This window comes from Streptococcus sp. F0442, from assembly GCF_000314795.2.
Taxonomy (GTDB): domain Bacteria; phylum Bacillota; class Bacilli; order Lactobacillales; family Streptococcaceae; genus Streptococcus.
In genome coordinates, this window is record NZ_KB373314.1 from 102,187 (window position 1) to 125,267 (window position 23,081).

Annotated in this window: 27 protein-coding genes and 1 tRNA gene; 23 read left to right on the forward strand and 5 right to left on the reverse strand. The window is 39.3% G+C overall.

What is annotated here, in order from left to right:
* Positions 1–2 precede the first annotated feature (2 nt).
* The 10 genes from HMPREF9186_RS00570 to HMPREF9186_RS00615 all read left to right on the forward strand — a co-directional run bounded on the left by HMPREF9186_RS00570 (position 3) and on the right by HMPREF9186_RS00615 (position 8,892).
* On the forward strand, positions 3–764 hold the full coding sequence (locus HMPREF9186_RS00570) for an oligopeptide/dipeptide ABC transporter ATP-binding protein (RefSeq protein WP_009730892.1): 762 nt from the start codon (positions 3–5) through the stop codon (positions 762–764).
* Positions 765–777: 13 nt separating this feature from the next.
* Positions 778–1,548, forward strand: a complete 771-nt coding sequence (locus HMPREF9186_RS00575; protein WP_009730893.1) for an ABC transporter ATP-binding protein — start codon at positions 778–780, stop codon at positions 1,546–1,548.
* Positions 1,545–2,537, forward strand: a complete 993-nt coding sequence (locus tag HMPREF9186_RS00580) for an ABC transporter permease (protein ID WP_009730894.1) — start codon at positions 1,545–1,547, stop codon at positions 2,535–2,537. The genes HMPREF9186_RS00575 and HMPREF9186_RS00580 overlap by 4 nt, the downstream gene beginning before the upstream one ends.
* The gene (locus tag HMPREF9186_RS00585) at positions 2,537–3,352 is read left to right on the forward strand and encodes an ABC transporter permease (protein WP_009730895.1); all 816 of its coding nucleotides are present in this window, start codon (positions 2,537–2,539) and stop codon (positions 3,350–3,352) included. The genes HMPREF9186_RS00580 and HMPREF9186_RS00585 overlap by 1 nt, the downstream gene beginning before the upstream one ends.
* Positions 3,353–3,362: 10 nt before the next feature.
* Positions 3,363–4,976: a nickel ABC transporter substrate-binding protein gene (nikA, locus tag HMPREF9186_RS00590; protein ID WP_009730896.1), complete on the forward strand. Its 1,614-nt coding sequence runs from the start codon at positions 3,363–3,365 to the stop codon at positions 4,974–4,976.
* A 144-nt stretch (positions 4,977–5,120) separates the two neighbouring features.
* Positions 5,121–6,059: an ABC transporter permease gene (locus HMPREF9186_RS00595; protein ID WP_009730897.1), complete on the forward strand. Its 939-nt coding sequence runs from the start codon at positions 5,121–5,123 to the stop codon at positions 6,057–6,059.
* Positions 6,056–6,865: an ABC transporter permease gene (locus tag HMPREF9186_RS00600; protein ID WP_009730898.1), complete on the forward strand. Its 810-nt coding sequence runs from the start codon at positions 6,056–6,058 to the stop codon at positions 6,863–6,865. Before HMPREF9186_RS00595 ends, HMPREF9186_RS00600 begins: the two co-directional genes overlap by 4 nt.
* Positions 6,846–7,637, forward strand: coding sequence for an ATP-binding cassette domain-containing protein (locus HMPREF9186_RS00605; protein WP_009730899.1), 792 nt, complete (start codon positions 6,846–6,848; stop codon positions 7,635–7,637). Before HMPREF9186_RS00600 ends, HMPREF9186_RS00605 begins: the two co-directional genes overlap by 20 nt.
* Positions 7,624–8,280: an ABC transporter ATP-binding protein gene (locus HMPREF9186_RS00610; RefSeq protein WP_009730900.1), complete on the forward strand. Its 657-nt coding sequence runs from the start codon at positions 7,624–7,626 to the stop codon at positions 8,278–8,280. The genes HMPREF9186_RS00605 and HMPREF9186_RS00610 overlap by 14 nt, the downstream gene beginning before the upstream one ends.
* Before the next feature lie 39 nt (positions 8,281–8,319).
* Positions 8,320–8,892, forward strand: coding sequence for a flavin reductase family protein (locus HMPREF9186_RS00615; RefSeq protein ID WP_009730901.1), 573 nt, complete (start codon positions 8,320–8,322; stop codon positions 8,890–8,892).
* 31 nt (positions 8,893–8,923) lie between these two features.
* On the opposite strand, the gene HMPREF9186_RS00620 is transcribed toward HMPREF9186_RS00615, so the two are convergent.
* From HMPREF9186_RS00620 to HMPREF9186_RS00635, 4 genes are all read right to left on the reverse strand, one after another.
* Positions 8,924–9,850 carry a hypothetical protein gene (locus HMPREF9186_RS00620; RefSeq protein WP_009730902.1) on the reverse strand — a complete coding sequence of 309 codons (927 nt, stop codon included), beginning with the start codon at positions 9,848–9,850 and terminating at the stop codon, positions 8,924–8,926.
* A gap of 74 nt (positions 9,851–9,924) precedes the next feature.
* Entirely contained in the window at positions 9,925–10,167 is a 243-nt protein-coding gene (locus HMPREF9186_RS00625) for a type B 50S ribosomal protein L31 (RefSeq protein ID WP_003016441.1), read from the reverse strand.
* Between the two features lie 160 nt (positions 10,168–10,327).
* Entirely contained in the window at positions 10,328–10,912 is a 585-nt protein-coding gene (locus HMPREF9186_RS00630) for a hypothetical protein (RefSeq protein WP_009730903.1), read from the reverse strand.
* Positions 10,913–11,008: 96 nt separating this feature from the next.
* The gene (locus HMPREF9186_RS00635) at positions 11,009–11,953 is read right to left on the reverse strand and encodes a DHH family phosphoesterase (protein WP_009730904.1); all 945 of its coding nucleotides are present in this window, start codon (positions 11,951–11,953) and stop codon (positions 11,009–11,011) included.
* Positions 11,954–12,101: 148 nt separating this feature from the next.
* Between HMPREF9186_RS00635 and HMPREF9186_RS00640 the strand changes: the two genes are divergently transcribed.
* From HMPREF9186_RS00640 to HMPREF9186_RS11590, 13 genes are all read left to right on the forward strand, one after another.
* Positions 12,102–12,371, forward strand: coding sequence for a TIGR04197 family type VII secretion effector (locus HMPREF9186_RS00640; protein WP_009730905.1), 270 nt, complete (start codon positions 12,102–12,104; stop codon positions 12,369–12,371).
* A gap of 17 nt (positions 12,372–12,388) precedes the next feature.
* The gene (locus HMPREF9186_RS00645; protein ID WP_009730906.1) at positions 12,389–12,763 is read left to right on the forward strand and encodes a DUF3958 family protein; all 375 of its coding nucleotides are present in this window, start codon (positions 12,389–12,391) and stop codon (positions 12,761–12,763) included.
* Positions 12,738–14,660 carry a DUF3114 domain-containing protein gene (locus HMPREF9186_RS00650; RefSeq protein ID WP_009730907.1) on the forward strand — a complete coding sequence of 641 codons (1,923 nt, stop codon included), beginning with the start codon at positions 12,738–12,740 and terminating at the stop codon, positions 14,658–14,660. Before HMPREF9186_RS00645 ends, HMPREF9186_RS00650 begins: the two co-directional genes overlap by 26 nt.
* Positions 14,581–15,228 carry a hypothetical protein gene (locus HMPREF9186_RS00655; RefSeq protein WP_229042363.1) on the forward strand — a complete coding sequence of 216 codons (648 nt, stop codon included), beginning with the start codon at positions 14,581–14,583 and terminating at the stop codon, positions 15,226–15,228. The genes HMPREF9186_RS00650 and HMPREF9186_RS00655 overlap by 80 nt, the downstream gene beginning before the upstream one ends.
* A 100-nt stretch (positions 15,229–15,328) precedes the next feature.
* A complete protein-coding gene (locus HMPREF9186_RS11000) occupies positions 15,329–16,024 on the forward strand; it encodes a hypothetical protein (RefSeq protein ID WP_009730909.1) in 696 nt (231 codons plus the stop codon).
* Between the two features lie 114 nt (positions 16,025–16,138).
* Positions 16,139–16,699: a hypothetical protein gene (locus HMPREF9186_RS10975; protein ID WP_156801295.1), complete on the forward strand. Its 561-nt coding sequence runs from the start codon at positions 16,139–16,141 to the stop codon at positions 16,697–16,699.
* 13 nt (positions 16,700–16,712) lie between these two features.
* Positions 16,713–17,432 carry a hypothetical protein gene (locus tag HMPREF9186_RS00670; protein WP_009730911.1) on the forward strand — a complete coding sequence of 240 codons (720 nt, stop codon included), beginning with the start codon at positions 16,713–16,715 and terminating at the stop codon, positions 17,430–17,432.
* Positions 17,433–17,585: 153 nt separating this feature from the next.
* Positions 17,586–18,029 carry a flavodoxin gene (locus HMPREF9186_RS00675; RefSeq protein ID WP_009730912.1) on the forward strand — a complete coding sequence of 148 codons (444 nt, stop codon included), beginning with the start codon at positions 17,586–17,588 and terminating at the stop codon, positions 18,027–18,029.
* A gap of 63 nt (positions 18,030–18,092) precedes the next feature.
* Entirely contained in the window at positions 18,093–18,365 is a 273-nt protein-coding gene (locus tag HMPREF9186_RS00680) for a chorismate mutase (RefSeq protein WP_009730913.1), read from the forward strand.
* Positions 18,358–19,575 (forward strand): chloride channel protein, encoded by a 1,218-nt coding sequence (locus HMPREF9186_RS00685; RefSeq protein ID WP_009730914.1) that lies wholly within the window; start codon positions 18,358–18,360, stop codon positions 19,573–19,575. Before HMPREF9186_RS00680 ends, HMPREF9186_RS00685 begins: the two co-directional genes overlap by 8 nt.
* 123 nt (positions 19,576–19,698) lie before the next feature.
* A complete protein-coding gene (gene rplS, locus HMPREF9186_RS00690) occupies positions 19,699–20,046 on the forward strand; it encodes a 50S ribosomal protein L19 (protein WP_003003254.1) in 348 nt (115 codons plus the stop codon).
* A gap of 43 nt (positions 20,047–20,089) precedes the next feature.
* Positions 20,090–20,161 (forward strand) — tRNA-Arg (locus HMPREF9186_RS00695).
* Between the two features lie 657 nt (positions 20,162–20,818).
* Complete coding sequence (locus HMPREF9186_RS11590) at positions 20,819–21,127, forward strand: hypothetical protein (protein ID WP_009730915.1); 309 nt, start codon at positions 20,819–20,821, stop codon at positions 21,125–21,127.
* A 185-nt stretch (positions 21,128–21,312) separates the two neighbouring features.
* Here HMPREF9186_RS11590 and HMPREF9186_RS00705 read toward each other — a convergent pair whose 3' ends face one another.
* The gene (locus tag HMPREF9186_RS00705; protein WP_232198419.1) at positions 21,313–22,569 is read right to left on the reverse strand and encodes an MFS transporter; all 1,257 of its coding nucleotides are present in this window, start codon (positions 22,567–22,569) and stop codon (positions 21,313–21,315) included.
* Between the last annotated feature and the right edge of the window lie 512 nt (positions 22,570–23,081).

Sequence of the window (23,081 nt, forward strand, 5' to 3'; positions counted from 1 at the left end):
CTATGTTGCAACTGACGAATGTCACGGTTTCTTCCCCGTCAAAGGTTATTTTAGATCAACTTTCTCTAACCGTTTCGGCAGGTGAAGCAGTCGGAATCGTCGGAGAAAGCGGAAGTGGCAAAACAACAATTTTAAAACTGCTTTTGGGTCTTCCCTTGAATGACTTAGTCTTTACCCAAGGCAGGATTTCTTATAGGGATCAGGCCATCAGCCCACAAAAGAAGCGGGTTTCTTATCCATTTGTGGGGACAGAACTGGCCTGGATTACCCAACAGTCCAGTCTCGGTTTTAACAACAACCGTAAAATCAAGCACCATTACGAGGATCTCGTCAAGAGTCATGGCTCTCAAGTAGAAAAGATGAGATCGTTAGAGGAATGCCTCCAGATAGTTGGCTTAGATCCAGCACAGGTTCCATCAAAGTACCCTTTTGAACTCAGTGGAGGTATGATGCAACGAGTGGCCATTGCTTTGGCCTTAGCCAGTCATCCTAAATTGCTCTTGGCAGATGAGCCGACCAGTGCCCTTGATGTTCTCTCCAAGGAATCGTTTATTCAAACCTTGATTGAATTGCTAAGGACCGAAGAATCTAGCCTCTTATTTGTTACTCATGATATGAGTGTCGCCAAAAGGTTGGCAGATAGGATCTTGGTTATGAAGGAGGGGAAGATTGTGGAAGAAGGAAGTCGCGACCAAATTTTCCAAAATCCGCAACATCCCTACACCCAGAAGTTACTAAGGGCTATTCCAAAATTAAAATTGTAGCAGGAGTTACCAAATGACCTATTTACTCGAATGTAAAGATCTCACTCATCATTATAATGATCCGCTTCATCATCAGGCTGGTGTTTTTGATGTCTCCTTTACGCTAGAAAAAGGGCATCGGCTTGGTTTGGTTGGAGAATCCGGTTCGGGTAAAAGCACCATTGCCAAAATTCTGAGTCGACTCCTGAATATGCAAAAGGGTAGTATTCAGTTCTTGGGGCAATCGCTGACGACTTATACAGACTTTGAGTTTTACAAAAAGGTGCAATATATTTCTCAACAGCCCCAAGAAGCCTTTCATCCCAAAAGGACCTTACAAGCAAGTTTAGAAGAAGTTTGTCAGAATTTTAAGATTTGTAAGACTAAGAAGGAGATGGAAGAGCAGATTCACCAACTCTTGGAAAGGGTTGGCTTGCATCCGGATCTGGCGCAGCAGTTTCCCCACCAATTAAGTGGCGGAGAATGTCAACGGATGGCTATAGCCAGAGCTCTCTTGGTCCAGCCTGACTTATTGATTTGTGATGAGATCACCAGTGCCTTAGACGTGACTGTCCAAGAGGGAGTGATGGACCTTCTACAAGAGATTCAGAATAGCTCCCAAACATCTTTTCTCTTTATTTCACACGATATTGCTCTAGTCAGCCAATTTTGTGATGAAATCATGGTACTAAAAGATGGAAAAATTCAAGAGAAAGGGGTGATGTCAGACGTTTTGCGAAATCCTCAATCGGACTACACCAAAATGTTGATGAAACCATATCAGGAAGAAGGAAGGGAGCCATGATAAGATATTTCATCAAATTACTGTTTCAAATGGTTTTGATTCTGCTCTGTGTCAGCTTTCTTTCATTTTTACTCGTTTATTTGGCAAAAGGGGATCCTGCAGAAAGTATCCTAAATGCGCAAGGAATTCCTTATACCAAAGAACTACTAGAGATAAAAAGGGCTGAGATGGGCTTAAATGATAGTTTTATTTTGCAATATCTGAGATGGTTAGGAAACATCCTCCAAGGGAATTTCGGGATCAGCTATCGTACAGGAGCCCCAGTTTGGGATCAATTGGTCTTTTACTTTCCAAATACGATCTATCTAGGGATCTATATCTTGTTAGCAACGCTTGCCATTTCCCTTCCTCTCGCGATATATGCAGCCTATCATATCGGTAGTCGACTGGATCGATGTATAATGACGGTTTGCGCATTTTTAAATGCCATTCCTAGTTTTGTCATTGGAATTCTCTTAATGCTTGTCTTTTCGGTCAAGCTTGGCTGGTTTCCTATTCAGTCAACCGCAAATGAATGGGGCTTAATTTTACCGATTTCTACCATGGCCCTGACCATGTCTACGCGCTATATTCCTCAATTAAGAACGGCTATCATAGATGAGCTGCAGTCACCAGCAGTAGAAGGTGCCAGAGGACGTGGCATACCGGAAGGTCGCATTCTATATAAGGATGTCTTGTATAATACCCTTCCCTTTTTGTTGACATTGGTGAGTTTGTCACTGGGTTCTCTGTTAGGAGGTGTTGCTATCATAGAGTATTTATTCTCTTGGCCAGGAATTGGAAAAATGCTGATTGCAGTTGTGGTCAATCGGGATTATCCTCTGGTCCAAGGTGCTGTTCTGGTGATTACACTTGGGGTATTGCTTGTCAATTTTACCACCCAAGCCTTGATCACATGGCTAAATCCGAAGGCCCGTCTATCGCAACCAACCCCCTTCTTTCTTTTTAAAAAAGAGGTCATTCCTAAAGGAAATGGAGGGGCTAAGTGATGAAAAAAGTTAGTCACCGCAACCTCTATCTCTTGGCTGGCTGCCTTCTCTTGGTTCTAGTGGTTTCTTGTCTGTCTCCCTTCTTTTTAGGAGACAGCATCACTAAGGTCCATTTAGAAAATGCCCTCCAAGCACCCAATAGTCAAGAATGGTTTGGTACAGATGCCGTGGGCCGCTCTGTATTTGCTCGAACTCTGAGTGGTGGAGTACAAACCATTGTACCTGCAGTCGGGATCCTCCTCTTGGTTACCCTTGTTGGTTCCTTGATTGGGGTGACCAGTGCCTTGATAGGCGGGAAGTTGGATCGTGCTATTTTCTTGTTCATTACGGCTTTTCAGTCCTTGCCATCCATCGTCTTAGTGATTGCTATTGTGAGCCTGTTAGGAGTGGGCTTGCAACAAACGGTCATAGCCATTGGCTTAACGGCTTGGACCAAGTATGCCTATATCACGCGGTCGCTGACCTTGCGTTTAAAAAATGAATTCTATATTCAGTCAGCAAAAATGTATGGAAATAGTTTTTGGAAGACCATCAAACATTACTATGTTCCTAGTCTATTTCCACAAATTGTCACCACCATGATCTTTAATGTTTCAACGATCATCATGGAGATTGCCGGCCTCAGTTTTGTTGGACTAGGCGCGCAAGCACCGTCTCCAGAATGGGGAGCCATGATGAATGATGGTCGCACCTATATCCAGGAGGCTCCCTGGATCGTCGCTTTTCCTTGCATCTTCTTAATCGGGGTCATTTTATTGATTACAAAATTTGGAGATGCCTTACATACTAGTGTTAATAAAAATAATCAATCATGAGGTTTTTATAATGAAGAAATTTTGGAAATTAGCTGTTACTAGTTTAGCAGTTTTGTGTTTAGCTGCCTGCCAGCAGAATGGCAAGTCTGCAGACAGTAGTGGTGAAAAAGATAAAATCACGCTTGCTTGGGGAGAAGACTTCGGAGATGTCAATCCTCACGTATATAATCCAGATCAATTTGTTATTCAAGATTTGGTTTATGAAGGTCTTGTTCGTTACGGAGACAATGGAAAAATTGAGCCAGCCTTAGCTGAGAGCTGGAAAGTAAGTGAAGATGGGAAAACCTATACCTTCAATTTGAGAAAAGCGAAATTCTCAGATGGCTCTGATTTCAACGCAGCCAATGTGAAGCGGAATTTCGATACGATCTTCTCAAAAGAAAACAGAGGAAATCATGAATGGTTTAACTTTACCAATGTTTTGGATAGTTACAAAGTTGTTGATGATCATACCTTTGAAATTACCCTTAAAGAACCATACAGTGCCACACTTTATGATCTATCTATGATTCGTCCAATTCGTTTCTTAGCAGATGCCAGCTTCCCAGATGGTGACGATACAACTAAAAATAAAATTAAATCTTCTATCGGTACCGGTCAATGGGTGGTCAAAGAAAAGAAATCCAACGAATACATCACTTTTGCACGGAACGAAAACTACTGGGGTGAAAAACCAAAACTAAAAGAAGTTACCATCAAGATTATTCCTGATGCTCAAACGCGTGCCCTAGAATTCGAATCTGGTAAAGTAGATTTGCTTTATGGAAATGGTGTGATTGGCTTAGATACCTTTGCTCAATACAAAAAGGATAAGAAATATACAACGGATGTTTCTCAGCCGATGTCCTCTCGCTTGTTGCTCTTAAATGCCAAACAAGAAGTCTTCCAAGATAAGAATGTTCGCAAGGCGATCAACCACGCGGTTAATAAAAAAGAAATCGCAGAGAAATTGTTCATGGGGGCAGAAACTCCTGCCGACACCATCTTCTCTAAATCAACTCCTCACTCAGATGCTGGCATAACACCATATAAATTTGATAACAAAGAAGCAGAACAAATGTTGGATGCTGCTGGTTGGAAGAAAGGTTCTGATGGAATTCGTGCCAAAGATGGCAAGAAGATGGAATTGAATTTCCCTTACATTTCTACAAAAGCAACGGATAAAGACCTAGCTGAATATTTCCAAGGCGAATTGAAAAAAATTGGTGTCGAAGTCAAATTGACTGCTATGGAAGAAGACGATTATTGGGAAAATGCAAAAACAGGAAACTTTGATATGATGCTCACCTTCTCTTGGGGAGCACCATGGGATCCTCACGCATGGATGACAGCTTTGACAGCTGAGTCTGCTCATGGTCACCCAGAAAATGTTTCCCTTGAAGCTCTTCCAATCAAGAAGGAATTGGATGAAACCATTAAACAAACCTTGACAGAAGCTGACGAAGAAAAAGTAGATGCAGGCTATAAGAAGGCCTTGACCTTGCTCCATGATGAAGCGGTTTATATCCCATTGACTTATCAATCAGTTATCTCTGTTTATCGTACAGGTGAGTTGAAAAATGTTCGTTTCGCTCCAGAAGAAAATGCCCTTCCAGTTCGCTACATTGAAAAAGTGAACAAATAAGGACAAGATCTTGATGAAGGAAACAATGTGGCCTCGCTCAAAGTGAACATCCTTTCATTTTGTTAGAGGATTCCCGGTTTAAAGGATCTCTGAGGATCTTTTAAACCGGCTCACATTGTTTTTAGGATCTAACTATTATATGATATGAAAGCTATTTTTAAAAAAATTCTGAGTTTTATAAGTGGTTTACTTGTTATCTCCATTATCACCTTTATCCTGACCAAATTTACGTCGCAGGATCCAGCAGAGAACTATCTTCGAATCCGGCATTTGCCGATAACTCCAGCGGCTCTTGAAAATGCTAGAACCTATTTGGGCTTGGATAAATCCTGGATTGAACAGTATCTTTCTTGGTTGATAAAGGTTCTTCACTTGGACTTTGGAACGTCTTATTTACTGAAGGAATCAGTTGTCAGTTTAATTGCTAGCCGTTTCCTGTCTACTTTTTATTTAGGAGTCACTTCTTTTATCCTCATTATTGTTGTCTCTATTCCAATTGGGGTTATCAGTGGCTTGAAGACCAATTCCTTCTTTGACAAATGCGTGCGCTTCCTTGGCTTTAGCTCGGTATCCATGCCTGCCTTCTGGTTGGGTTACATGTTGATTTTTATTTTTTCTGTGAAATTAGGCTTATTGCCTGTATCTGGTAAAAATGAAACTCTCAGTATCGTCTTACCAAGCATCACCTTAAGCTTTTCGCTGATTGGCCAATATATTGCCTTGGTGAGAAAGGCTGTATCGACCCAGTTGGAGAGTCCACATGTTGAAAATGCGCGCATGAGAGGGGTTAAACTACGCTATCTTTTACCCAATCATGTTCTTCGGAATGCTTTGCCATCTATTGCGACTGGTTTAAGCCTAACCTTTGTCTATTTGATGACGGGTTCCTTGATTGTTGAAGAAGTCTTCTCCTGGAATGGATTAGGCAGTTTGTTTGTAGAGGCGATTCGATCGATCGATACTCCCTTAATTCAGGGATGTATGATGTTATTTGGCTTGCTATTTTTATTGAACAATGGCATGACACAAGCTGTCAACCACTGGATTGATCCACGAGTAAGGAAGAGAGGAAATGAATCATGAAAAAAAGTGTGATGTTTTCCATTTTCATATTAGGTCTCTTGGTTTTCCTTGCTTTGTTTGCATCCTTTATAGCGCCTTATGATCCCCAGTATGTGGATGTTTCCAATAAACTCCTAAGTCCGAGTTCCCAACATCTTTTAGGAACAGATCAATTGGGAAGGGATGTTTTCTCGAGACTCTTATACGGGGCACGCTATTCCTTATTCTTAGCCGTCGCGATTAGTATTTTGGAAGTCGTGACCGGGTTTATCGTAGGCTTGGTTGTAGGTTGGTATCAGGGGAAAATGGAAGGAGCCTTTCTTTGGTTTACCAATGTCTTGATGGCTTTTCCAAGTTTTCTTCTCTCCCTAGCTACTGTTGGCATCTTGGGACAAGGGATGAGCAATATGATCATTGCCATAGTCATTATCGAATGGATCTACTATGCAAGAATTGTGACAAATCTGGTCATTTCTACCAAACAAGAGCCCTATGTGATCAGTTCCCAGATCATGGGAATGGGGTCCTTTCATATCCTCAAAAACCATATTTTGCCTTTTATCTACAAACCAGTACTGGTGATTCTTCTCATGAACATCGGGAATATCATTCTGATGATTTCTGGTTTTTCTTTCTTAGGAATTGGAGTCCAACCCAATGTTTCGGAGTGGGGCTTAATGTTGCATGATGCGCGGGCTTACTTCCGAGTGGCGCCTTGGATGATGATTGCACCAGGCTTAGCTATCTTTTTAACCGTTATTTCCTTTAACCTATTTGGTGAATATATTGAAGAGAAAGGAGAGAAGAATGGAATCATTCATCATTAAAGATCTTTCTCTTGTCGATCAGGAGGAGTCTCGTCTGGATCGGGTTTCCTTCACCCATCCCTTAGGCCAATCCCTGCTAGTGGTGGGAGAAAGTGGATCTGGAAAAACGCTCTTAACGAAGGCTTTAATAGGGATTATTCCTCGGAACATGAAACAGACCGGATCGATTCATTATGGGGATCTCCATCTAGATTCTTTTTCAGACAAAGACTGGAACGCCTTTAGAGGGCAGAAGATCGCCTACTTGGTTCAAAATCCCATGTCCATGTTTAATCCCTTTCAAACGATTTGGACGCATTTCTATGAGACTATAAAAAGTCATTCAACTCTCTCCAAAAGTGAATGCCGCAAGAAAGCTCTTGACGTTCTAGAAAAGGTTCGAATCGCAAATCCAGAATCGGTTCTCCAGCAATACTCCTTTGAACTAAGTGGAGGCATGCTCCAACGGATTATGTTAGGCATTATCTTATGTCTAGATCCAGAAACGATTATACTGGACGAACCAACCTCAGCGGTCGATCGGGTGAACCGTGAGATGATCCTAAGCTTGATCAAAGACCTACTGGTTCAGCATAAGACGGTTATTACCGTTACCCATGACTATTATTTGGCGAGGGAACTCGGGGGCAATATGTTGGTCTTGGAGAAGGGAAAAGTCGTTGAATTTGGAAAAACCGAGGATCTTTTGACAGCTCCAAAAGAAAGCTATACCAAGGAATTATTCTTAGAACAAGATTTGAAGCAGGTGATCAGAAATAATGCTGGAATGTAAAGATATTACGGTCAACTATCAAGGTAAAACTGTATTAGACCATTGCAATCTATCCATCAAAAAAGGTGAAATTGTCGGAATTATGGGAGAAAGTGGGAGTGGCAAGTCCACGCTGGCAAGAGTCATCTTAGGAATTGAAAAGCCAACTCAAGGACAGGTTCTCTTAGATGGCAAAACCTATTCCATCAAAGAGGATGGCGTTCGCATCTTAGTCGTTTTCCAAGATTCCTTTCACGCAGTCAATCCACGATTTACTGTGAAAGAAATCTTGCTAGAAGCTCTTTCCAAAGATTTTCCGATGGACCAGGTCGACACTGTTTTAAAAGAGGTAGGTTTACCATCAGAAGTACTAGAAAAAAGAGCAAGAGAATTAAGTGGTGGCCAGTTGCAAAGAGTTTGCATTGCCAGAACCTTGCTCCTAAACCCAGATGTCATTATTTTTGATGAATCTCTCAGTGGTTTGGATCCCAAAACCCAGGTACAGATTTTACAATTGCTTTATAAGATTCATGGTAAGTATCAGAATACCTTTATCTTCATCGCTCACGATGAGCAATTGTGCCGGGCCATTTGTGATCGCATCCTGATCTTAGAAAATGGCCAATTTACCCGTGAAATTCAGGATCTAGCGGAAGCGACCTGAACTTCCAAGGGAACAAGAAGCAATAAAAAGGAGAAAAGTGTGAAACAAACATTTGAAACACGTAAATTATATTTTGGATTTCCTGTATTTTTCTTAGGATACAAGGATGATGCGCATGGATATAATATTTCGACCTCTAGTTCAGCCTATACTCTCGGTAGTATGATGGTGGTCGCTATGAGAACCAAAGGAAATGCCGTCACAGAAATTAAAAAACACGGATCGTTCACCGTGAATATCCCTACAGAGGAGCTCTTAACAGAGGTTGAAATAGCTGGTTTCAATAGCCGCAAGGACAAGTTTGCTCTTACAGGTCTAGACTATACAATTGGGGAAACAGTAGACGCTCCAATGGTAACGGCTTGTCCAGTTTCCATTGAATGCCAAGTTGTTGAATTTGTAGAATGTGGAGCATTGACCAATATTATCGCTCGTGTAACCCGTCGTGAAGTAGAAGAAGACTTGATTGACGAAGATGGTACCTTCAAGAGCGATACTTTCTCACCGATCAGCTATATTGGAGATGGAGCTGGCCGTTATTATAGAAACTATAAAGATGGTGGCGTTCAAATGGGAAGCATCATCAAGAAAATCAGAGAAAATGAAGAATAGCAGAAAAAGGCTAGGGGACCCCTTAGCCTTTTTACTTTCCAAGCGCCACCTTTCGAAGAAGGGCTTTGCGTTTTCGTTCCTCTACCATGCTTAGAAACTCTTGGTAGGCTTTTTCTAGGTCAGCTTGGTATCCTTGCGGGACCTTAAATTCCAACTGATCCAGAAAGACAGGAGCACTGGTCCCTTTATAAATTTCACCTTGAAAGAAGTAGTGCTTGCTGACAATGTCGATAGAGAGTTGCGAAGAACGCCAGCGTCTCTTGCGCGTGTGTTTGGGTTTCCATCGAAGTTTTAGCTGCTGATCTCGCAAGTACCAGCCCATGATCTCAAGGTTGGCCCTTTGTCCAATTTTAGGATCCAGATAGTCAGCTGGGATGCTGAAGACCTTGCCCCCACGTTTACTGTATAAGAAGGGATGAAAATCGGGAATGAAGTCATAGTCTTTTCTGGAGACAACCGATAGATCATCAGGAGCTCCCACCTCAGAACGGCTCGTATAACGAAAAGGATCAAAGTCTGCCAGGTTTTTAGCTGTTCTTTTCCACTCGAGTTCATAAGCCGTGACCTGGTCCCCTATAGTACGTGTCGACTTTAGAAAAGAAAGGACGTCCTCGTGCGCCTGATAGAGAGCAACGATGTTCTTTAACCGCGCTTCCTCAGAAAATTCGTACAGTTCTCGAGGAAAAGCCAAAACGTAGAGAGTATGCAGAACTTCAAGAGGGACAGCAGCGATGCCCTCTAAGAGCTCCTGACGGTCAATGAGACTGGCATGGGCAAATAAAAGACTCTGCCCAGAATCTTGTTCTAGATCAATCACAAACAGTTGCATCTCTCTTTTAAAACAGAGAATGAAAGTATCCGCTGTTTTCTTCTCAAAACGAACCAACGGAATAGAAGAATAATGGTGGTAGGGTTTTAAGGAAAGATAAGTCCCCAATGTTTCTGTGATATAGTGCATTTTTCTATTGTAGCATAAGAAAGGAAGAACTCAAAAAAACCACTCCCGAAAGGGAAGTGGTTCTGTGTTGGTTCTTATTTGAGACCGTATTTTTTGTTGAAACGATCCACACGTCCATCTGCTTGAGTGAACTTTTGACGTCCAGTGTAGAATGGGTGTGAGTCTGATGAAATTTCAACACGGATCAATGGGTAAGTTTCACCTTCGAATTCAACAGTCTCGCTAGAGTACTTAGTTGAACCACTAAGGAACTTGTAACCAGTAGTAGTGTCCATGAAGACAACAGGGCGATATTCTGGATGGATATCTTTTTTCATTTTGCAATATTTCCTTTCTGCCATGGTCTCTTTCCGAGCCATAGATTGTTACCTAGCTAGTGTACCAAATTTCTAGGATCTTGACAAGTATTTTCACTAATTTTATTTAAATTAATCATTAAAAAATCACCCTGGCTAAGCCAAGGTGATGCCGATCTTCTTATTGTTCAGATTGATTAGGATCTTTTGGTGCTTGAGCTGCTTGCTCAGCTTGTCCCTCAGTGTGTTCGTGAGTTTCTTTTTTGATTTCATTTACAGCAGTTTTTACAGTAGAAGATGTAACGCGTCCTACTGATTGAGCAAATCCTTTACCTGATTCAGCAAGCTCTTCAAATGTTCCTTTAGTGATTTTACCACCAGACATTGCCAAGAGACCAGTCACAACCATAGCGATGCTTGCAACTAAAGTGAGGATCAAACCAAATCCGATTGAAAAGCCATAATCACCAATCCTTATAGTAACGTCACCAAAATTAATAGTGCGATATACTGTAAAGATAGTTGAGAAAGCTCCCGCTACAATAACACCCATTGCGAAATCTTTAGACATTGGTGTGTTTACGTTGTTCAAGCATGCAAGAACGATGGAGCCAATTGCAAGAAGGATAACAATCCAAGAATGTACTTCAAGACCACTAATACTGCCTGATCCAATTATACCCATCGAATAGGTACCCCAAGGTAAGAATGATCCAAGAATCGCCGCTGCAGAAGAGATAACGATAAACAAACGATTTTTTTCCATAAAAACTCTCCTTAAAAATTTTAATAGATTTATTTTACCATAAGGTTCTTGAATTGAAAACCCCACAAAAGCGATAAAAAGGCTGAGAAATCGTTCTCAGCCTTCGTTCGTACGAGCCACTTCTTGTAGTTCTTGGTAGATTTGGTCATTCTCTTCAAGAGAGTAAGAGTTCGCCCCACTCGCTAGTGGATGGCCACCACCATTATGGCGTTTAGCAATTTCGTTAATCACTTTACGTTTGCTCCGCATCCGGACACGGAAGTGACCGTCTGCCTGCTCGACAAAAATAGCCCAAACAGACACGGTATCGATGCGTCCAGGAGCCCCAACAATGGCAGCAGTCTCGGAATCACGTAGATCGAATTTTTTCAAGAGCTCTTGTGTCAGGGTCACACGCGCAGCGCCATGCTCATCGATCTCAAGGTGGTCATAGACATAGCCTTGCAGTTTAGCGGTTTTAAGATTGATCGTATCCATTTGACGAGCAAGGGCTGTAAAATCAAAAGGAATGCTCCGAAGATAGGCAGCGATCTCAAAGGTCCGAGTCGAAGTAGCAGGATAAAGGAAGCGACCCGTATCGCCGACAATCCCAGCATAGAGGAGACGCGCAGCACTAACAGGAAGATCGAGATCCGATTCCTTAGCAAAAAGTGCAATCAGCTCACTGGTTGAGCTTGAGTCTGTATCAACCCAGAGCAGATCGCCATATGCATCGTCATTTGGATGGTGGTCGATCTTGATCAGGAAATCACCATTCAAATAGCGCTTGTCATCGATGCGGGGAGTATTGGCCGTGTCACAGATAATCACCAAAGCTCCCTCAAAATCTTCATCCTTAACATCATCCATTTCAGCAAGCCAAGTCAAGGTCGGCTCATCATAGCCAGTTGCCAATACACGCTTTTGAGGGAAGTGCGCACGCAGGAGATCCCGCAAGCCCACCTGGCTACCAATCGCATCCGGATCCGGATTCTGGTGACGGTGGATAATAATTGTGTCATAAGCTTGAATCTTTTCAAGAATGTCATTCATTACGTTCATACATTACCTCGTTTTCTTAGTCAATTTTAACATAAGAAAGGCCCATCCAGCAAGCGTTTATCACTATGTAGGGGCAGTGGAAGCGGTTTTACAGAACTTCATTATTTTGGTAGAATGGATGAATAGATTTAGTATGGGAGGGACTAGGATGATTGAAATTAAAAGTAATGCTGAGACAGCACAAGAGTTAGCGGCTACATTAACAGCAAGTGGGGATACACTTTCGGGAGTTGCAGCAGCTACAAAAGATGAGAAAACGATTCTTGCTGGAAATGATGCAGCCCATCAAGCCATTGATATTGCTAGCACCAAAGCAGGAGAAATTGCAGCAGCGATTGAGGCGATTGGGACCAATCTTCAAAGTGTTGCAACTGGATTTACAATTGTTGATGAAGCAAATTCTGCTCGTATTTACTAAGTTGAGAGAGCAGGATAATGAATCACGATCAACAACTATCAGAATTAATAAGAAAAGAAGACTTTCTTTATCAAAAAGAAAGGGCTATTCTAAAAGAAAAAAGAAGCTTGGAAGATGAGATGAATCGCTTTGAGGGCTATAGTTTTGAAGCGCACCGATTATTATGGAATTCATTTGAATCCTATCCTTCCTCTAGAAATCTCTTTGATCAACTACAAGAGGAAGTTCTTCATGAATCCCGCAAAATGTCAAATAGTTATTTGGAAGAATTAGAAGAATTAGACCGTCAAAAAAGAAAAATTGAAGATGATTTAAATGATATTTATCATGAACGAAAAAAAATATATTTAGAACAGGAGAGTGACAATGGGAATCGAAGTTTATCGAGGTAGTTTGGATAGTCAAGCTACTAGCACAGGGACGATGGTTGAGCAGCAATTGAAAGCCTATGAGGCTCTTGGAAAATCACTATCACAGATAGAAAACTCTGCCTCTCTTTTATCTGGGACAGCATACGATTCTTTCCGTACTTTTATTACGAGTGTTGTCCAGCCATTGAAAGAGGCAGGAATAGCTTTAGCAGAAGCTACACAAGAGAGTGTCAAGAAACTTCCAACATCCTATCGCACAGAGGTGGCTGATGAGGACTTAAAGGAAGATAAGTTGGTTGCTGATATTGAACGTTATGATCAAATGATGTCTGCAATTCAAAGAGAGCTTAATGAAATAGGGGATAGTCAATCTACGAGTGCTGGTGATTTCCAACGAATACAGAGATTACAGAGGATTCAAAGATTAAATATATTAGATAGTATTTTTCAATCTGCTAGAAATGAACTACAAGAAAAATTAAATAAACTAAGAGCATTTAATACAAGTTCTCCTGAAATATTTGGTGATATAGATGTTTTAAGCAATGCTATTCAAACAGGCATCAGTCAAATTAATCTAGCCTGGGATCCAAATACTAGTACTTATACTGTTCCAACAGATCTATCTTGGATTACTGATGTAAAAGAGAACGTTGAGAATAGAGCTTTTGCTAAGAAATATGAGATTGAAAGACCTCAGAATGTAACCTGGAAAGAATATAATGAGTACATCACTGGCCTACGCGACCAAAACAATCAACTAAAAGAAGTAGATGGATGGGATCAAGCTGCGGTGGATAGCTATGTCCATCAAGTTAAAGAAGGGTCTTCTGATATCCATACAGGTAGTGGGTTAATTGCTAAAAGAGATGAATTGTTTGCACAGACGAAAGAAATTGGCTCTGATGTTTATACAATTATGTATGCGGATAGCAAACTAGATTCAAAAGCGAAAGTAGAACTAGTTCTTAAGCAATTGGGTGCAGAAACAGATGGTAATCAGTTTATGCATTTGACAAGCAAAACGCATAAGATTTCAGAGAACCTACCACCACATGGTGATTTCAACATGTATTTCAGACGGGATGTTGTAAAAGCATTCGGTGATAAACATCTTAATTACAAAAAAGATTTACTTAGGCAGCAAGTTCATTTCTTCCGCTATTATTTGGATCGCCAAGCAATTTACTATATTCGGAGTCACTACGAAGGCGCAAATGATTATGAAAAACTGTTAGCATATGGTAAAGAAAATAATATTGAATTTGATTATACAACTGGCTCTAACTACCATAACCGCTTCACTCCAAAAGATGGCTTCAAACATCCCTATAATATGAAGGTTCAAGTACCCAAAGGCAATTCATCTAAAGGAAAAGATTTAAACAATGCTCGGATGGTGGAGTTTATTGTGAATATGGATACCGGCGAGTTTGATAGCCAATGGGATGCCTATGACAAGCACAAACTTCCAAATGGTCGCTATGATTCCAACCCAGATCATTATTCTGAAGATGAATTAAGAGAAATTGCAAATACGGAGTCCTTTAACTATGGCCCTTCAAAAGGTGATAATTCTGATGTTACTAAGTTTTACGAAGGTAAACATGGAATGCTCGATGTGGATGGCACTCCTGAGCCAGCTACTCGAACTGAAGCAAAAAAACTATTTCGCTATGAAGATGATTTGGGTAAAAAAGATGAAAAAACTGGTCATGTTGGTCAATTCGCGGATATTGTAAAAGGAGGAGGACATGAAGATTATGAAGCATGGCAACGTAATACAAAAGGAATGTCAGAAAAAGAAAAAATGGAAGAGTATAATAAATATAAAAGTTATGCTAGTGGCATTAAGCCTAGCGATCGCGGGTATAATAAGTATACTCGTAGCCCTGAGTACATCAAAGAGCATAAGTGATACTCATTCAATATTAATAAATAAACGTTATATTGAGACTCAAAGTATTTCAGATAATGATAAAAAATTATCAATCAGTGCGGGTTTTGATTTAAAAGATAAAGAATTTTTTTATTACCATGGAGCTGCAATAAAAAATAGTAAATTGTATGGTGGTAGTCAGGAATATAGTGCTGCGGAGTATTATAAAAGAGCTTTGGATATTGAGCTCACTTCAGCACTTTTAAATCACCACATTAATATTGAAGATATAAAAGATTCCAACTATCAAATCACTCGTTCAACTGATTCATTCATCAATAAAAAATTATTAGATGAAAAACATCCGCCAGAATTTGAAGGTAGATATTCTATCAAGGATAGTCAATTTTCCAAAGTTCGTATCACCTACAACAAAGAGTTTCTACCTACTAAAATTGAGTGGTACTATAAGGGTGAAGAAGGGCTAAAATGGTACACTTGGCGCACGTATTCATACCCATTTAAGAATAAGGCTGAATTTAATAAGAAGCTTGATGAAGAAATCGAAACTATTAAAGAAATTCAAGAAGAAAATGAGGGTGATTGACCTGTTATTGAAATAAAGCTGAGCTTATTTAGGGCCCAGCTTTATTGTTAGGAAGACATTTACTTTGGATTAGATATGTTGTTAGAATGATGTGGAAATTATGAAAGAAGTTAAAAAGAGACGATTCAGTTTAAAAGTCCTTCTAGTTACTTTGATTCTAGTTTGTGTTGCTGGTCTTTTCATTGCAGTCCGCAGAGGTAAAATTGGTAAAGATTCAAAATCGATATTAGAATATCAAAAGTTTATTGTAGTTGATGATTCAATAAACAAAGATCAATATAATCATAACTTTGAAATTGGAATTGATCTGAAAAATAAGAATTATTATAATTCTACTCAAGCAGCAGTTAAAAATGGGAAAAAATTTGGAGAATATGCGTCCGTTTCTTCGTCTGATAGTTATAACGGTATTCTTTATGAGGAAGTTACCTCCGCAATTCTGAATTTAAAGGTTTCAAAAGATGAGATCGAGAAATCAAACTATATCATTGAGCGAGATCCGAAATCTCTAATTACTAAATCACGAGTGAAAGAGGAAAAGACACCTGAATTTGAGGCTAGAGTTTTAGATAAAACTGACCAATTTTCCAAAGTGCGGATTACTTATAATCAGGATTACTTGCCAGTCAAGCTTGAATGGTATTTTAAAGGTGATGAGGGGCTTAAGTGGTATACCTGGAGTCGTTTTTCTTATCCCTATAATACTGAATCTGAATTTAATAAAAAACTTGATGAAGAAATCCAGAGGATCAAAGACATTGAAAAGGAACACGAGGTGGAAGAAGAGGATGGTTAAGGATCAAAAAAGGTTAAATAGTAAATGTGGGAAAAAATAAGAGTTGTAAGTATTTTATCGATTAGCATACTTTTCATGTGTATCGTAGGGTTTTTCGTGATTTCAAACGTGGATATGGATAGAAAACAAACGAGCTATGAAAGAATGCAAGCCCGTCAATTTGTTACAGTTCAGGATAGTAGATATCCCGAAGATGAGGTTAGTTTTAACTTGAAAACTCATGAGTTTTATTGTTCTACTAATGCTATAAAAAATGGAAAGATTTATGTGAATAGCGTATACACGCCAACTGTTCTGTATAAAAGTAAATTGGAGGACATGGTAACATATGGTATTATGAATATTCCAATTGCAAAAAGGGATATTTTGAATCATCAGTATACGTTGGAATTTAAAGCAAGTAAATTTATCAATCAAAATTATCTTTCTGATTTAAAGAAAGGGTATATAGAAAATTATTATGTGCACGATAAGATGAGTAAAGTTCGTGTTACCTATAACAAAGAGTTTCTCCCCATAAAACTGGAAGGATATTATGAAAAAAATGGTGAAATGAGTTGGAATACGATTCGCACTTACTCTTACCCATTTAAAAACAAATCTGACTTCGATAAGAAATTAGACGAGCAAATCCAGTTGATTAAAGAAATTGAAAGTGAGAAAGAAGGAGATTAGGATATAGAGTGATATGAAAGTATTAAAAAATTTATTAAAGTTAAAATCTCTATCGAAGAACCATCTTCTCTTAATCGTGGTAGGTATAATAATAGCTGCTGTTTTTAGTATCCAAATAGTCAACCATGTTCAAAAACTATCAAAGGATGCTTATGCTATTTTGCAGGAACAACGATTTATATTTGTGCAAAACCCGGAATGGACGAAAATAAGGGGAGATGATTTTGGTACAGGTATCGATCTAGAAGCAAAGAATCTATATATTCCTTTTAATACAGCTGTTAGGGGAAGTGAAAAATATGGAAGCTATAGCGATGATAGTGCCTCGAGAATCTATGAAGATGTGGTTAAAAATCAACTTTCATCGGCACTCTTAAAGGGGAAATTCTCAAGAAAGGAAATTCGGGATTCCAACTACAAAATCACGCGCTCACCAGAATCTTTGATCGATAAAAAATTGCTCAAAGAAGAATATCCACCAGAATTTGAGCTTTTATACAAATATCAAAAGGAAAGTCAATTCTCCAAAATCCGAATCACATACAACAAAGAATTCTTGCCCACTAAAATTGAGTGGTATTATAAGGATAAAGAAGGCCTCAAATGGTACACATGGCGTACTTATTCATATCCATTCAAAAACAAAACCGAATTTGACAAGAAATTAGACGAGCAAATCCAGCTGATCAAAGATATTGAAGAGGAACACGAAGCGGAAGGAAGGGATGGATAGAAGAAACCTATCAATAGAAGAAAACGAGGGTGATTAGGTTCCATCGGACCTTTTTCTATGAACAAGCCATGACTTTCATCTTCTCGGGAAAGGTTTCGTGCAAAATGCTTAAAAAAATGGTATAATACGGAAAATAGATTTTGGGAGGAAATTATGACTGTAGCGAAAATTGTTTTTGCTAGTATGACTGGAAATACTGAAGAAATTGCCGATATCGTAGCGGATAAATTCCGTGATCTTGGTGTCGAAGTAGATGTGGATGAGTGTACAACTGTGGATGCGGAGGACTTCCTTGAAGCCGATATCGCAGTGGTTGCGACCTATACATACGGCGATGGAGAGCTTCCAGATGAGATTCAAGATTTCTACGAAGATTTGGCTGGCCTTGATCTCAAAGGCAAACTTTACGGTGTTGTAGGATCAGGTGATACCTTCTACGATGAATTCTGTAAAGCAGTTGATGATTTCGACCGTTGCTTCGCTGCGACGGGTGCTGAAAAAGGTTCTGAGTGTGTCAAAGTTGATTTGTCTGCAGAAGACGAAGACATCGAAAAATTAGAGGCCTTTGCAGAAGAGCTCGTAGCCAAAGCAAATTAATGACAAAGAGGCTGGATCGATGGATTACAGCCTCGATTTATATCCAAAATAAAGAGGGGACACATGGATTTAGATCAGATTCGTAAGGACATTGACCAGATCGATCAAGAGCTTGTAGCCTTGTTGGAAAAACGGATGGTTTGTGTCGGTCAGATTATAGAATATAAGGAGCAGCAGGGCCTACCTGTGCTCGATCAGGGAAGGGAAAGAGAGGTGCTTGAGAAAGTCGGCTCTCTTGTGACAGATGAGCGGTATCGTGCGACAATTCAAGGCCAGTTTCATGATTTAATGGCGCGTTCTAGAGACTACCAAGAGGAGGTGAGGGCGCGTGACTAGTCTATCTATCAAGCAAAAAGCACAACAATATTTAGTGCTGACTATTGTGGCCCTTTTCATCGGTCTCTTGGTAGGTGCTATTGATACGATTTTTGGCCGGGGGCTTCTTCTGATCGGAGATTTTCGAAGCCAGCACTGGCCCTTGATTCTTTTTCTTGCTTTAGCGGGGCTTGTCATCGTTTATCTTTATAAACGTTTTGGTGGGAAGGCTTCAAAAGGGATGGGCCTGGTCTTTGATGTCGGGCATGCGCGTGAGGAGAATATCCCCTTGGTCTTGGTGCCTTTGATCATGCTGACGACCTGGATGAGCCACCTCTTTGGCGGTTCGGTTGGTCGAGAAGGCGTAGCGGTCCAGATCGGAGCAACCCTTTCGCATCGTTTTGCCCGTTATTTCCAGTTTCCGGATGCTTCGCGCATCTTTCTGATGACCGGGATGGCAGCCGGTTTTGCGGGGCTCTTTCAGACGCCACTGGCAGCAACCTTCTTTGCCCTTGAGGTCTTGACAGTTGGGGAGTTGCAGTTGATTGCTCTCTATCCAGCGCTCATCGCCTCGATCGTGGCGAGCTTTACCTCTCATGCTCTTGGCTTGGAGAAATTTGCTGTGCCACTCAAGGAAACGCTGAGCTGGACACCAGAGACCTTGATCAAAGTCACCCTTCTTGGCTTGGCGTTTGGCCTCGCTGGGAAGCTCTTTGCAGTTAGCCTTTCCTGGTTGAAGAAAACAGTCGCGAAAGTACTGCCTAATCCGTATATTCGAATCGCGGTCATTGGGGCTGGACTCAGCTTGGTACTCTTGACCCTCCAGCTGACCAAGGTCGGCTCATATAGCGGACTCGGAACCAATCTGATTGATGTGGCTTTTCATCAGGGGAGTGCGCAGAGTTATGACTGGATCCTCAAGCTCCTCTTTACCGTGGTGACCATCTCTGCTGGATACCAAGGAGGAGAAGTGACACCGCTCTTTGCGATCGGAGCTACACTTGGCGTCTTTCTCGCTCCTCTGCTGGGCTTACCGGTCTTAGTCGTGGCCGCTATCGGTTATGCCAGTGTCTTTGGCAGTGCGACCACGACCTTGCTCGCACCGATCTTGATCGGAGGAGAAGTCTTTGGCTATGGCAATCTTCCTTTCTTTGTGATCGCCTGCGCCATCGCCTATTGCCTACCAAAAGAGTGGAGCATTTATTCCGGTCAAAAAGTTGCAAAAAAGTAGAGAAAAGAGCTTTACAAACCTGAAAATATCTGATATGATAGTTTTTGTGCGTAATGGAAGCACAAAAATACAGTTTATCCGCTGAGGGAAGTCCCTCAAGATTGACGAAGATAGGAGAATAAAATGAATCCATTAATCCAAAGCTTGACTGAAGGTCAACTTCGTACTGATATCCCTGCATTCCGTCCTGGTGACACTGTTCGTGTACACGCGAAAGTTGTCGAAGGATCTCGTGAACGTATCCAGATCTTTGAAGGCGTTGTTATCGCTCGTAAAGGTCAAGGACACACTGAAATGTACACTGTTCGTAAAATCTCTAACGGTGTCGGTGTTGAACGTACATTCCCAGTACACACTCCACGTGTAGAAAAGATTGAAGTAGTACGTTACGGTAAAGTACGTCGTGCGAAATTGTACTACCTTCGTGCATTGCAAGGTAAAGCAGCTCGTATTAAAGAAATCCGTCGTTAAGACGAACAAGGAGGCGGGAGTGATCTCGCTTCTTTTTTTATCGGTCCCCTTAGTTCAATGGATATAACAACTCCCTCCTAAGGAGTAGTTGCTGGTTCGATTCCGGCAGGGGACATGAACTTTTTATCATGTGGATTTTCTGATTGAATAGAAATTCCTCTTTTGAGACTTTCCATAGGTGAGGACGGACGTCAGCGAATTAAAACTAAAAATTTATGTACAATTGACTAAACTAGAGCTAAACCATTGATACAACTGAATTAGAAGCATAAAGTACATTCTTTAAAAAAGTGTACTTTATTTTTGTTTTGTACATTATTCTAGAGTGGTATTTTGTATATTTTATAGTTCATCATATTATCAAATCTAAGAAATTGATTTGTACATTTTTTTCAATGATAATCAATGTATAATAAAAAAATTAAAGTTCGAAATCTGAAACTACTTTCACATATATAAAATTGAATCTAAATTGCTCTAGGCCTATAATAAAGATAGGGATAAAAAGAAATCTTCCTAGAAAGGAGTATACTGTATCATATGTGACAGTATTATTAATGAATCATGAAAAAAATAATTACTATAATACAGTGCATTTTGTTTCCTGTGTCTCCTTATATAGCTAGAGAACTATGCTTGATGAGTAAAAATCTAGTCGATAATATGTTCCTTACATTCTTTATTATTCTAACAATTTCTTTTTGGCTTGGTATTTGGAAGTTGGGAGATCTTGTGGGAAATCCAAAATAGAAAGTAAAAAGTTGTGCTAGAGATGAGATTTTTATTTATTTTAATTATTAATACACCTTATTTCTTTTATTTGAAATGGAAGGATAAGCCTAAACAAAAAAATAAGTCCTTTTGTTATCTTTATAAGTTTTACATGATTTACTTGTGGTTTATCCTCATAATTTCCATAATGGCTAGCGGTATTTTATCCCTTGGAGTAGTAGCTGGTATGGGAAGAAAACTTCCGTTTGGTTTCTTTGTTTTATCTGTTTTAGGTGTAGTTCTATTTAGTTTCTATATTTTTAGTATTCTAAAAGAGATAAAGGAATTAAAGCAAATAAAAGGTAAGTAAATAGATAGACGTAATCTAATTTGAATTGTCTTTATCTGGACTATACATCCGTATCTTGAACAGGTTACTAAAAAGGTGCTAAATTATGAAAAAAGTCCCATTGTTAGTCTAAGTTGATAGTATTAAAAAAAAGACAAGGTTTTTTATCCTTGTCTTTTTGTTTTAGTATTATTTAGGTTTCAATGTCAATAAATGTGTTCTTTTTGGAGTATTCTATATATTCTAGGTAACATTATCATGGTATAGATCAGGAGAGAAACACCTCCAAATATGAATATCAGACCTCCGTTTATGTCCTTTTGAAATAGATAAGTAAATACAATGGTACCTATCGGCATGATAGACGTATTTAGTGTGAACAAAGTACTCATTACTCTTCCTAAATAATTTGTTTCAATACTACTTTGAAGATAGGTCATGACGACAATATTTAGAATAACAAGAGTGAATGCGATAATTCCCATAAATAAACCGCCAACGGAAGAAATAATCACTTGGGTGTTACTAGTTGCAAATGTAATACCCAAACCAATGATAGCGATAGTTAGAAGAAAAAGCGGAATGCGAATTCTATTAGTGAGAAGTGTGTTGTTTTCTTTTTTGTCTGGCAGTAGCGACATAGACACACTGGCTAATAACATTCCAACTGCATACATTGTTTCTAAGATACCTACTGTTGCATTATCTAATAGGAGTTGCTCTTTGACTACAAATGGCACTCCAATGCTAATGGAAGTATAGAAAAAATTCAGTACAACACTAACAAGAATAATATATTTGACAATCTGATTTTCTTTTAAAAATCGGATAATTTCTTTAACCCCGTGTTGATGGTTTTCATTTTGTTTGATTTCAGCTTCCTGCCCTTTGTGTTCATAGAAGAATTTCATGGTAAGTAGGACCCCTAAAGCATCGAGATTTGCAATGATTTCTAGGAGAATAAAGCCTGAGAAGCCTAACCAATTATAAAAAATGACTCCAATAGCTGGGGAAAGCATGGTTGCGATAGCGATGGCGGTTTGTGTAACAGAGCTTAGACGTTGAATTTTTGTATCATTTACTAACTCGTGGATAGAAGCTGAGTAACAAGTATCATTTATGTTAACTGTAATAGAGTGGAGTATGACAAACGGGATTACTAGATATAAGATAGTAGATGAATTCGTTAAAAAATAAAAAGCATAAAACAGAATAAAGATTATAAGCCTAAAGATGAAATTATAAATTAAGATCTTTTTATGACGGTATCGGTCTACTAAATTACCGATTGGAAGCAAGAAAATCAAACTAACTAAAGGATAGATGATCATATTGATTCCAAAACTCATTGCCGATTTTGTTTGGTCCAGTAACATTAATCCTAAAGCAAAATTAAAAGCTTTTCCACTTAAGGAACTAATAAAACTACTGATAAAGTCTTTGACGATTTGTCTATTAGACATTTGATCACTTATTAAATTTTTAATACTAACCTCCTCCATTCGTTTCAACATTGATTTGGTTATCTAATCCCATTAAATGAACCTGAAAGGCAATCAGATTATTAGATAAACCATAATTTTGGTTAATTAAGATTTTATCAATTATTCTAACAAAAGTATAATAAAAAATGTAAAAAATATTATATTTATGTTTACTAATTATATTTCTCTCTTGCTTTGACATTATCTAAATTGATAACTTCATACGTACCTCTTCTAATATAGGATATATTTTATAATCGTTAAAGTATTTCAAAATGAAACAGATTGATTTATTTTGCTTTTTATAGGCTTTACATTTATTCCAGTTGTTGATACTATTTATCATAACATTTGACACCGTTTTCAAACGAGAGTACAATAATATTGAGGACAAGTTGGTTAATCTCTTTTATTTAGGAGGTGTCAGATATGCAAATCTATTTTATTTATTCTATTTTCTTTCTATTATCACTTGTAGTTCTAGCTTATCT

Bases quoted from the DNA above. Each gene is read 5' to 3' on its own strand.
- HMPREF9186_RS00620 (WP_009730902.1), bottom strand. From the start codon at position 9,850: ATGCACTATATCACAGAAACATTGGGGACTTATCTTTCCTTAAAACCC.
- nikA (WP_009730896.1), top strand. From the start codon at position 3,363: ATGAAGAAATTTTGGAAATTAGCTGTTACTAGTTTAGCAGTTTTGTGT.
- HMPREF9186_RS00585 (WP_009730895.1), top strand. From the start codon at position 2,537: ATGAAAAAAGTTAGTCACCGCAACCTCTATCTCTTGGCTGGCTGCCTT.
- HMPREF9186_RS00705 (WP_232198419.1), bottom strand. From the start codon at position 22,569: ATGTCTAATAGACAAATCGTCAAAGACTTTATCAGTAGTTTTATTAGT.
- HMPREF9186_RS00630 (WP_009730903.1), bottom strand. From the start codon at position 10,912: ATGGAAAAAAATCGTTTGTTTATCGTTATCTCTTCTGCAGCGGCGATT.
- HMPREF9186_RS00625 (WP_003016441.1), bottom strand. From the start codon at position 10,167: ATGAAAAAAGATATCCATCCAGAATATCGCCCTGTTGTCTTCATGGAC.
- HMPREF9186_RS00580 (WP_009730894.1), top strand. From the start codon at position 1,545: ATGATAAGATATTTCATCAAATTACTGTTTCAAATGGTTTTGATTCTG.
- rplS (WP_003003254.1), top strand. From the start codon at position 19,699: ATGAATCCATTAATCCAAAGCTTGACTGAAGGTCAACTTCGTACTGAT.
- HMPREF9186_RS11000 (WP_009730909.1), top strand. From the start codon at position 15,329: ATGAAAGAAGTTAAAAAGAGACGATTCAGTTTAAAAGTCCTTCTAGTT.
- HMPREF9186_RS10975 (WP_156801295.1), top strand. From the start codon at position 16,139: ATGGATAGAAAACAAACGAGCTATGAAAGAATGCAAGCCCGTCAATTT.
- HMPREF9186_RS00570 (WP_009730892.1), top strand. From the start codon at position 3: ATGTTGCAACTGACGAATGTCACGGTTTCTTCCCCGTCAAAGGTTATT.
- HMPREF9186_RS00655 (WP_229042363.1), top strand. From the start codon at position 14,581: ATGCTAGTGGCATTAAGCCTAGCGATCGCGGGTATAATAAGTATACTC.
- HMPREF9186_RS11590 (WP_009730915.1), top strand. From the start codon at position 20,819: ATGAGATTTTTATTTATTTTAATTATTAATACACCTTATTTCTTTTAT.
- HMPREF9186_RS00650 (WP_009730907.1), top strand. From the start codon at position 12,738: ATGGGAATCGAAGTTTATCGAGGTAGTTTGGATAGTCAAGCTACTAGC.
- HMPREF9186_RS00595 (WP_009730897.1), top strand. From the start codon at position 5,121: ATGAAAGCTATTTTTAAAAAAATTCTGAGTTTTATAAGTGGTTTACTT.
- HMPREF9186_RS00680 (WP_009730913.1), top strand. From the start codon at position 18,093: ATGGATTTAGATCAGATTCGTAAGGACATTGACCAGATCGATCAAGAG.
- HMPREF9186_RS00605 (WP_009730899.1), top strand. From the start codon at position 6,846: ATGGAATCATTCATCATTAAAGATCTTTCTCTTGTCGATCAGGAGGAG.
- HMPREF9186_RS00610 (WP_009730900.1), top strand. From the start codon at position 7,624: ATGCTGGAATGTAAAGATATTACGGTCAACTATCAAGGTAAAACTGTA.
- HMPREF9186_RS00600 (WP_009730898.1), top strand. From the start codon at position 6,056: ATGAAAAAAAGTGTGATGTTTTCCATTTTCATATTAGGTCTCTTGGTT.
- HMPREF9186_RS00575 (WP_009730893.1), top strand. From the start codon at position 778: ATGACCTATTTACTCGAATGTAAAGATCTCACTCATCATTATAATGAT.
- HMPREF9186_RS00645 (WP_009730906.1), top strand. From the start codon at position 12,389: ATGAATCACGATCAACAACTATCAGAATTAATAAGAAAAGAAGACTTT.
- HMPREF9186_RS00670 (WP_009730911.1), top strand. From the start codon at position 16,713: ATGAAAGTATTAAAAAATTTATTAAAGTTAAAATCTCTATCGAAGAAC.
- HMPREF9186_RS00640 (WP_009730905.1), top strand. From the start codon at position 12,102: ATGATTGAAATTAAAAGTAATGCTGAGACAGCACAAGAGTTAGCGGCT.
- HMPREF9186_RS00675 (WP_009730912.1), top strand. From the start codon at position 17,586: ATGACTGTAGCGAAAATTGTTTTTGCTAGTATGACTGGAAATACTGAA.
- HMPREF9186_RS00635 (WP_009730904.1), bottom strand. From the start codon at position 11,953: ATGAACGTAATGAATGACATTCTTGAAAAGATTCAAGCTTATGACACA.